This window comes from Thermodesulfobacteriota bacterium, assembly GCA_040758155.1.
In the GTDB taxonomy this organism is placed as follows: domain Bacteria; phylum Desulfobacterota; class Deferrimicrobia; order Deferrimicrobiales; family Deferrimicrobiaceae; genus UBA2219.
In genome coordinates, this window is record JBFLWB010000053.1 from 1 (window position 1) to 5,973 (window position 5,973).

5 protein-coding genes are annotated in these 5,973 nt (G+C 70.4%); 3 read left to right on the top strand and 2 right to left on the bottom strand.

Annotated features, from left to right (window positions below):
- The coding region (locus AB1346_03405; GenBank protein MEW6719476.1) for an NAD(P)-dependent oxidoreductase at window positions 1-522 on the top strand (522 nt) is incomplete at its 5' end.
- Here the strand turns inward: AB1346_03405 and AB1346_03410 are convergent.
- The gene (locus tag AB1346_03410; protein ID MEW6719477.1) at window positions 519-1,922 is read right to left on the bottom strand and encodes an amidase; all 1,404 of its coding nucleotides are present in this window, start codon (window positions 1,920-1,922) and stop codon (window positions 519-521) included. The genes AB1346_03405 and AB1346_03410 overlap by 4 nt on opposite strands.
- Before the next feature lie 162 nt (window positions 1,923-2,084).
- Between AB1346_03410 and AB1346_03415 the strand changes: the two genes are divergently transcribed.
- Complete coding sequence (locus AB1346_03415) at window positions 2,085-3,572, top strand: CoA-acylating methylmalonate-semialdehyde dehydrogenase (GenBank protein MEW6719478.1); 1,488 nt, start codon at window positions 2,085-2,087, stop codon at window positions 3,570-3,572.
- Here AB1346_03415 and AB1346_03420 read toward each other — a convergent pair.
- Window positions 3,553-4,842 (bottom strand): MFS transporter, encoded by a 1,290-nt coding sequence (locus tag AB1346_03420; protein ID MEW6719479.1) that lies wholly within the window; start codon window positions 4,840-4,842, stop codon window positions 3,553-3,555. The genes AB1346_03415 and AB1346_03420 overlap by 20 nt on opposite strands.
- A gap of 152 nt (window positions 4,843-4,994) precedes the next feature.
- Here AB1346_03420 and AB1346_03425 point away from each other — a divergent pair.
- On the top strand, window positions 4,995-5,973 hold a 979-nt coding region (locus AB1346_03425), incomplete at its 3' end, for an FAD-binding oxidoreductase (protein ID MEW6719480.1).

The window sequence follows — 5,973 nt, forward strand, 5'->3', positions numbered from 1 at the left end:
GGTATGGGGGGGGGATTGGGGGGGTGGGGGCGCGTGGGGGGGGTCGGCGCCCGGCGCGCCCGCGGCTTCGACATGAAGATCCACTACCACGACACGATGCGGCTGCCGCCGGAGCTGGAGGAAGGGGCGACGTACCACCCGACCGTCGAGGAGATGATGCCGCACTGCGATTTCCTGACGCTGCACTGCGTCTCCAGCCCCGAGACGTACGGGCTGCTGAACGCCGCCCGGATCGCCCTGCTGCCCGACGGGGCGGTCGTGGTCAACGCGAGCCGCGGGGCGGTGATCGACGAGGACGCGCTGATCGCGGCGCTGAAGTCCGGGAAGCTTTTCGCCGCGGGGCTCGACGTCTACCGGAACGAGCCGGACATCCGGCCGGAGTATCGGACGCTGCGCAACGCCTTCCTGATGCCGCACATCGGCAGCGCCACGAAGGAGACCCGGGACGCCATGGGGTTCCGGGCGCTCGACAACCTCGACGCCTTCTTCGCCGGCCGCGAGCCGCGCGACCGCGTGGCCTAAACTCCTCTTTCCTTCCCGCTTTCCCCCAGGAGATCCATCAGCCGGCGGGCCGTGCCCAGCAGCCGGGCGTCCGCTCCTGCCGCCCCGACGAGCTGCGCGCCGATCGGCATGCCGTGCGACCCGCGCAGGACGGGGATCGTGATCGCCGGCAGACCGCACAGCGTCCAAATGGTGCAGAAGATCGGGCTCCCCGTCGATTCGAGGCCGACGGGCGCCTCCCCGGGGACGGCGGGCGTGACGATGGCGTCGAAACGCCCGAACAGCTCCGCAAGCGCGCGGTTCAAGGCGGGGACCCGCTCCAGCGCGCGCGAGTAATCCTCCGGGCGCACCGAACGTCCCCGCTCGAGCATCTCCAGCAGAACGGGGCTCAGCTTCTCCTTGCCCCGCGTGTATTCCTCCGAATAGCTGGCGGCCAGGTCCGCTTCCATGATCGTGCGGTGGATCCCGACCGCGTCGTGGAAGATTTCCGGGAGCTCCACCTCGGCGATCCCTTCCCCCAACCGGCCGACCAGCCCCGCGAACGCCTCCCGGATATCCGCGTCCGCCCGGTCCCACACCGGGGTCTTCACGAATGCCAGCCGAGGCGGAGCGGCGCTCACTTCGGCCGTCCCGTACAGGACGGGACGCGGTCCCGGGCGCATGGCCGGGTCGCGGCCGTTGAAGGCCGTCAACCGTTCCGCGAGAAGCGCCGCGTCCTCCACCGTGCGCGCGAACACGCCCACCTGGTCGAGCGGCGGCGACTGTTTGAGCGCCCCGAGCCGGGAGATGAGCCCGAAGCCCGGCTTGTACCCGACCACTCCGCAGAACGACGCCGGGCGGATGACGGAGCCGTTGGTCTGGGTGCCTACGGCCAGGGGGACCATGTACGCCGCCACGGCGGCCGCGGAGCCGCTCGAGGAGCCGCCGGGAGTGCGCTCCGGATCGACGGGGTTGCGGGTCTTCCCCGGGGAATACACCGCGAGCTCGGTGGTCACCGTCTTGCCCATAATGACCGCCCCTCCCGCGCGAAGCTGCGCCACCACACAGGCGTCCTCCGCGGGCCGGCGTCCCGCATGCAGGACCGTGCCGAACTCGGTCGGCATGTCCTTCGTGTCGAAGACGTCCTTGATCCCCACCGGCACGCCGTGGAGCGGCCCAAGAGGCCCGAGCGGCCCCCGATGCCGCAGCGCCCGGTCGGCCGCACGCGCCTGCTCCAGCGCCGATTCCGGATCCAGGAAGGCCCACGCCCCGATCCGCTCCTCGAGTTCGGCGATGCGCGCAAGGCAAGCGCCCACCAGCTCCTCGGAGGTCAGCCGGCCCGCCCGGATCGCCTCCGCCGCCTCGGCGGCGCTCATCCGCGCGGGATCCGCCCCCCCTTTCGGCAGCGTACCGCCTCCCCCCCCCGCGCTGCGATCGCTCATGGATGTCCTCCCCCCGTCGGCATGCCGCCCGCATCCATTTTCCCGCCCCGGGGGCGGAACACAAACGCCTTTTTGCATTGCGGCGCATGGTAAAGTATTCAGAGTATCTGCAGAAATTCCCCCCCTGGAGGATGCGACGTGAGCACCGTGATCGCGAAGACCATCGGCCATTTTATCGACGGAAAGGTCCACACCGGCTCCGGGGAGCGGTACGGGAACGTCTACGATCCCGCCCGGGGGGAAATCTCCGCACGCGTCGCCTTCGCCGGGAAGGCCGAGGTAGAGGAGGCGGTCCGGGCCGCCGCCGCCGCGTTCCCCGCATGGGCCGCCACCCCGCCGCTGCGCCGCGCGCGGGTCCTGTTCCGGTTCAAGGAGCTGCTGGAGCAGCACGCCGAGGAGCTTTCGGGGCTGATCACCTCCGAGCACGGGAAGGTCTTGAGCGACGCGCGCGGGTCGCTCACGCGCGGGATCGAAGTGGTGGAGTTCGCCTGCGGGATCCCGCACCTGCTGAAAGGGAGCTTCTCGGACAACGTCGGCACCGGCGTCGACAGCCACGCGTTCCGGCAACCGCTCGGCGTGTGCGTGGGGATCTCCCCGTTCAATTTCCCCGCGATGGTCCCGATGTGGATGTTCCCCGTCGCGATCGCCTGCGGGAACACCTTCATCCTGAAGCCCTCCGAGAAGGTCCCTTCCTGCCCGATGCGGCTCGCCGAGCTCTTTTCCGAGGCAGGGCTCCCGCCGGGCGTCCTGAACGTGGTGCACGGAGACCGCGAGGCGGTCGAGCTGCTGACCTCGCACCCGAAGGTAGACTCGGTCAGCTTCGTCGGATCCAGCCCGGTCGCCGAGAGCGTGTACCGGACCGCGACGTCGCACGGGAAGCGGGTGCAGGCGCTGGGAGGCGCGAAGAACCACGCGGTCGTGATGCCCGACGCGGACCTCGACCAGGCGGTGGACGCCCTGATGGGGGCGGCGTACGGCTCCGCCGGGGAGCGCTGCATGGCCATCTCCGTGGTCGTCGCGGTGGGGGACGCGGTCGCCGACGCCCTCGTGGTGAAGCTGCGGGAGCGGATCCGGACGCTGAAGGTGCGCCCCGGCGTCGACCCGGAGGCCGAGATGGGGCCGCTGGTCACCCGCGAGCACCTGGAGCGCGTGAAGGGATACGTCGACCTCGGAGTGAGCGAGGGGGCGAAGCTCGTCGTGGACGGCCGGGACTTCCGTCCCGCGGGCGCCGAAAACGGCTTCTTCCTCGGCGCCTGCCTGTTCGACGGCGTCACGACCGGGATGCGGATCTACCAGGAGGAGATCTTCGGACCCGTGCTCTCCCTGGTCCGGGTGCCGGATTTCGGGTCGGCCATGAAGCTGGTGAACGGCCACGAGTTCGCCAACGGGACCGCCGTCTTCACGCGCGACGGCGACACCGCGCGCGAGTTCGCGGGGAAGGCCCAGGTCGGAATGATCGGAATCAACGTGCCGATCCCCGTGCCGGTGGCGTTCCACAGCTTCGGCGGATGGAAGCGCTCCCTGTTCGGCGATCACCACATGCACGGACCCGAAGGGGTGAACTTCTACACGCGGCTGAAGACGATCACAACCCGCTGGCCGGCGGGGATCCGCACGGGCGCGGAATTCGTCATGCCGACCATGAAGTAGCCTGCCGGCACCCGGTCTCGCGGGTGAAGGCGACCGCCGCCACGGACAGGGCGGAGCACAGGAACAGCCACAGGAGCGCGGCCGACCAGGCGTTCGCGCCGTAGACGCGGGCGCCGTCGGCCAGCATCCCGCCCCAGTGCCGGTCGAGGATCCTCCCCACCCATGGCTGCAGGATTCCCGCAAGCCCGATGGGCCCCATGTTGACGATGCCGCTCACCGCCCCGGAGGCGCCCGGGTGGTTCGCCTCCCGGGAATGGGCGAAGCCGATGATCATCGCCCCGGAGGCGAACCCGATGCCGGCGAACAGCGGGTAGAACAGCGCCGGGGGGATCCCTTTCAAGAAAAGGAAGACCGCCCAGAGGACCCCCCCCGCGGCGGTCGCCGCCATATAAGGCGTCTTCCGGCGCCCGATCCGGTCGGACAGCGCCCCCAGCGCCGTGCCGCCGACGGCCCAGGCGATCAGCATGGTCGAGGTCAGCGCGGCGGCCTGGCCTCGGGCCAGCCCGTGCACCTGCGTCAGGTAGGGGACCCCCCACAGCCCGGCGAACGCCTGGACCGGCGCGCCGCACAGCGCCCCGGCGGCCAGCAGCAGCCAGGTTTCCCGTTGCGCCGCCACGATCCGCAGCGCGCGCAACGGCGGCAGGCCGCCCTTCTCGAGGACCGCCGCATGGGCGAAGCTTTCGTAGCCGCGCTCCGACGGGTCGTCCCGCACCGACAGCCAGATGGCCGCGGCGATGACGAGGGTGTACGCGGCGGTCGCTCCCATGGATACCCGCCAGCCGAAGGCGGCAACGGCCGCCGAGAGCGGGACCCCCGCGAGCACTCCCCCGCACGTGCCGACCAGAAGCGACACCCCTGTCACCGTGGCGAACCGGTTGGCCGGAAACCAGTGCCCGGCGAGCTTCATGCAGGTGACGAACGTGACGCCGACCGCGGCCCCGACCATCATGCGGCCCGCGGTGGCCATCCAGAGGCCGTCGGCGAGCGCGAACGCCAGCGTCCCGGCGGCGGCCAGGAAGGCCGCGGCGGCGCCAAGGCGCCTCGGGCCGATGCCGTCCGCCAGCAGGCCGCTGGGGATCTGCATCGCCGTGTAGGCGTAGAAGTAGGCGGCCGAAAGGTTCCCCAGCAGCGCCCCGCCGATGCGGAATTCCCGCATCAGCTCGCCCACCATCACGGCGGGCGCGACGCGCTGGAAGAACGCGACCATGTAGAAGCCGGCGGCCAGCCCCCACATCGTCCACGACAGCCAGGCGGGTGCAGGACGGGACATGGAACCATCTACCTTATCGGATCGAAGGCGCCCCATCAAGCGCTTCCCCCGTCCGGTACCCTCACGCCCCGATTTCGTATAGACTGTAAAGCGCTTTTTGGGCCAAAACCCCCGTATCGGCACGGAGAATCCGGCAGGGAGGTACGAAAGAAATGCGGTTGCGCGCAAGGAAAGAGGACCTGCTCGCGCTCCCGGAAAATTACCGGGCCTTCCGCGACGGCATCGCGCCTCCCGTGCCGCCTTCGAGGATCTTCTGCGACCCGTTCCGGACGCTCGCCTACGGGACCGACGCCAGCTTCTACCGCCTCGTCCCGAAGATCGTCGTCCGCGCCGACACCCTGGAGGAGGTCGTCCACATCCTCCGGACGGCCGCCCCCCTGAAGATCCCCGTCACGTTCCGCGCCGCCGGCACGAGCCTCTCCGGGCAGGCCGTGACCGATTCCGTCCTCGTGTTGCTGGCCGGAGGATGGCGCGGGCGGACCATCCACGGCAACGGGGAGCGGATCTCCCTGGAGCCGGGGATCATCGGCGCGGAGGCGAACGCGGCGCTGGTCCCCTACGGGCGGAAGATCGGGCCGGACCCCGCCTCCATCAACCACTGCATGATCGGGGGGATCGCCGCCAACAACGCGAGCGGCATGTGCTGCGGCACGGCGCAGAACAGCTACCGCACCGTGGAGAGCATGAAGGTCGTCCTCCAGGACGGCTCCCTTCTGGACACCGCCGATCCGGCGTCGCGGCGCGCCTTCACGGATTCGCACCCGGAGCTGGTCCGGGAGATCGAGCGGATCCGCGACGAGATCGCCGCGGACCCGGCGCTGCGCGACCGGATCCGGCACAAGTTCAGGATCAAGAACACCACCGGCTACAGCCTCAACGCCTTCGTGGACTACACCGACCCCGTCGACATCCTCCTCCACCTGATGATCGGCTCGGAGGGAACGCTCGGCTTCATCGCGGAGATCACGTACCGGACCGTGGAGGAGCACGAGCACAAGGCGTCGGCGCTGATCCTGTTCCCGGACATCGCGGGGGCGTGCCGGGCGACGGCGCAGCTCAAGTCCGGGCCGGTGTCGGCCGTCGAGCTGATGGACCGCCCGTCGCTGCGCTCGGTCGAGGAGCAGGAAGGGA